This is a genomic window from Sporichthya sp., from assembly GCF_013815995.1.
Classification (GTDB): Bacteria; Actinomycetota; Actinomycetes; order Sporichthyales; family Sporichthyaceae; genus Sporichthya.
Genome location: NZ_JACDFE010000325.1, coordinates 1 through 3,606, shown reverse-complemented (window position 1 = coordinate 3,606; position 3,606 = coordinate 1). Strand labels below are relative to the sequence as shown.

Sequence of the window (3,606 nt, the reverse complement as noted above, 5' to 3'; positions counted from 1 at the left end):
AGCCTGGCCCGCGCGAGGGTTCTGCGCCCCCGTCGTCCGCGCCGCTGATGGCCGTGGCGGCCGCCCGGCGGTTCGCCTCGCGCCGGTAGCCCTCGTCGAGGGTGTTGGCCATCAGGTCCGAGAGCAGGGACATCGAAGCGTCGGGGCGACGCGTCGACGGGTCAGTCATGGCTGTATCGTTCCACGCCGACGTACCAGGTGCGTGGAGCCCTTGGTCGGAGGCGGTCAGCCTGCGGCCTGTTCCACCACGGCGCACCATTCTTCGGCCAGCGCGGCCGCGGCGGCGTCGTTGTCGGCCTCGGCCCACAGGTGGGTGTAGGCCTCGGACGGGTCGGGCAGCACCATCACCCAACTGCCGTCGCGCTGAACCACCCTCACGCCGTCGGTGGTGTCGATCTGACGGTGCCCGGCGGCCTCCACCACGGCACGCATCACCTTTCCCTTGAGGGCCCACGGGGTCGGCAGGTCGCGGTAGACCAGGTGCGCGCGCGGGATCCGGGAGTCGATCTGGCTGAGCGTCAGTTGGGTGCGGGCGATCAGGCCGACCAGGCGGACGAACGCCGCGGTGCCGTCCACGGCGTTGCCCACCTCGGGGATGACGAACCCGCCGCGACCGTCGCCGCCGAGGATCAGGCGCGGGTCGGTGACCGCCCGGGCCAGGTCGTCGGAGGAGGTCGCGGTCCAGGCGATCTCGACCCCGTGGAAGCCGGCCACCTTCTCCGCCACCCGGGTGGTGGTGACCGGCAGCGCGATGCGGCCGCCGCGCCGCTCCGCGGCGATCAGGTCCATGACGACCAGCAGTGCGCGGTCGTCCGCCACCGGCTGACCGCGTTCGTCGACGAGGGAGATCCGCTCGCCCAGCGGATCGAAGTACACGCCGAACGCGGCCTTGGAGGACGCGACGAGTTCACCCAGCCGGGTCAGTGCGCGTGCCTTATCCTCAGGCATCTGGGTCGGGTGGGCCTCGTCGATGCCCATGTTCACCGTCAGGACGTCGACGCCGAGCCCGCCCACCACACGCGGCAGCAGCAGGCCCGCGGCGCCGCTGCCGGCGTCGACCACGACCTTCATATCGGGGGCCGTGCCTGCCGGACTGCCGCCGCGCGGGACGCCGCTGGTGTCGACGGTGTTGAGCACCTGCTTGACGTAGTGCTCGACGACGCGGCCCGGGAAGGTCAGGTCGCCGATCTCGCCGGGGAAGGCACGGCGGTACTCCTGGCGGCTGAAGACGCGCTCGACCTTGCGGCGGTGCGCGGCGTCGATGTCCGCCCCGGTGGCGTCGATGAACTGGATGTCGACGCTGTCCGGCACTCCGGGCGTGGTCCGGATCAGCACGCCGCCGGCATGGCCGCGGGAGGCCTCCAGGCGGGCCACCGGCGGTGGTTGCATCTCCAGGTCGCGGACATTGATCGCCGAGGCTTGCAGTGCGGCGATCACCGCCTGCTTGAGGGCGCGCGCGGCCCGCGACCCGTCCCGCGCGGTCAGCACGGTGTCGCCCTTCTTCAGGGTGGTCGCGTACGAACTCGCCAACCGCACCGCGTGCTCGGGGGTGATCTCGACGTTGACGATGCCGGAGACACCGCGCGGTCCGAACAGGGCCCGCTGCCCACGGCCCTCCCAGATCACGTTCTGGTTGACCACGGCGCCCGCGTCGATCGTCTTGGCCGGGTAGATCTTCACCCCGGTCCCGACGATGGCCTCCTCACCGATCAGGCAGTGGTCGCCGATCACCACGCCCTGGTCGATGCGGGCGCCGCGCATCACGTCGGTGTTCTTGCCGACGACGCACGCGCGCAGGTTTGTACCCGGGCCGATGTAGACGTTGTCATGGATCACCGCGCGGTCGAGGAAGGCGCCGCTCTTCACGACCACGTTGCTGCCGATCACGGTGTACTCGCGCAGCTCGGCGCCGGCTTCGACCTTGGCGTAGTCGCCGATGAACAGCGGCGGCCGAAGTTCGACGCTGGGATCGACCTCGGCGCCTTCGCAGATCCAGACCCCGGGCTTGACCTCGAAGCCGTCCTTTTCCACCGCGACCCGGCCGGAGAGCACGTCGGCCTGCACCTTGAGGTAGTTCTCATGGGTGCCGACGTCCTCCCAGTAGCCCTCGGCGACGTAGCCGTAGACCGGTAGGCCTTCCTTGAGCAGCAGCGGGAACACATCCGCCGACCAGTCCGACGGCTCGTCGAGCGGGACGTGCTCGAAGACCGAGGGCTCCATCACGTAGATGCCGGTGTTGACCGTGTCCGAGAACACCTGGCCCCAGCTCGGCTTCTCCAGGAACCGCTCCACTCTGCCCTCGTCGTCGACGATCGTGATCCCGAAGTCCAGTGGGTTCGCCACCCGGGTCAGACATACCGTCACCATCGCCTCGCGCTTGCGGTGGAAGCGGATGACCGCGGACAGGTCGACGTCGGTGAGCGCGTCGCCGGAGATGACCAGGAAGGTGCCGTCGCGCAGCGCGTCCTCGGCGTTCTTCACGCTGCCTGCGGTGCCCATCGGCACCTCTTCGGTGGCGTAGGTGATCGACATGCCGAGCTCGTCGCCGTCACCGAAGTAGTTGCGGACCAGGGAGGCGAGGAACTGCACGGTGACCACGACGTCGGTGAGGCCGTGTTGGCGCAGCAGGCGCAGCACGTGCTCCATCACCGGGCGGTTGACGACCGGGAGCAGCGGTTTGGGCATCGAGGCGGTGATCGGGCGCAGGCGGGTGCCTTCTCCCCCGGCCATCACCACGGCCTTCACCCGGTGCCTCCCGTCCCGTTATGGCCGGTCAGGTCCGGCGGTCCGCTTCGACCAGGCGCCTGACCTGGACGACGTAGAGCACGCCTGCCCACCAGTACAACCCGCTACCCCAGATAGCGAAACTCCATCCGAGAACGTTGGCCAAGGTCTGGACAGTTGTCATCTCGCCGGTGCCGTCCCCGAGCAGCAGGAACGGAAAGGCGTAGAGCAGGTTGAACGTAGCCGCCTTGCCCAGGTAGTGCACCGGCAGCGCGGGGCCGTAGCTGAGCCGGCGCAGTGTCGGTACACACGCGACGAGCATCACATCGCGCACGATCAGCGCGAGCGTGAGCCACAGCGGCACGATCTCGCGGACCGTCAGGCCGATCAGCGTGGCCAGGATATAGAGCCGGTCCGCCGCCGGATCGAGCATCTGCCCGAGCCGGCTGGTCTGGTTGAGCTTGCGGGCCAGCCAGCCGTCGGCGTAGTCGGTGAATCCGGCGACCATCAGCACGCACAGGGCGAGGCCGTCCCGCTCCGGACCCAGGACCAACCAGAGGAACACGGGCACGCCGGCCAGCCGCAGCAGGCTGAGCGCATTGGGCAGCGTCAGGATGCGGTCCGGATTGCCCGTCTCCACATCCCCGCTCACCCGACAAACCTACCGACCAAACCTGCACCACCACTCCTGCTGCCTGGCGAGCCGGAGGCCGCCAATGTGCTGCGACCATGCCGCCTGGCTAGGGCCGTTTGGCCGCGACGTAGGAAGCGAGCGCATTTTTCGCGACCGAAGGAGCCGGCCGATCGGACCGTAAGCCGGCGGCGCGACGCGGCCGGAGGCCGCCAAGAGGAATAGGTTCGGCGTGCCGCCCGCCCACAGGA

2 protein-coding genes are annotated in these 3,606 nt (G+C 69.6%); both read right to left on the bottom strand.

Annotated features, from left to right (window positions below):
* Window positions 1-225: 225 nt before the first annotated feature.
* Window positions 226-2,745, bottom strand: a complete 2,520-nt coding sequence (locus H0X00_RS22615; RefSeq protein WP_293775038.1) for a sugar phosphate nucleotidyltransferase — start codon at window positions 2,743-2,745, stop codon at window positions 226-228.
* Window positions 2,746-2,773: 28 nt separating this feature from the next.
* The gene (locus tag H0X00_RS22610) at window positions 2,774-3,376 is read right to left on the bottom strand and encodes a CDP-alcohol phosphatidyltransferase family protein (RefSeq protein WP_293775037.1); all 603 of its coding nucleotides are present in this window, start codon (window positions 3,374-3,376) and stop codon (window positions 2,774-2,776) included.
* Window positions 3,377-3,606 lie beyond the last annotated feature (230 nt).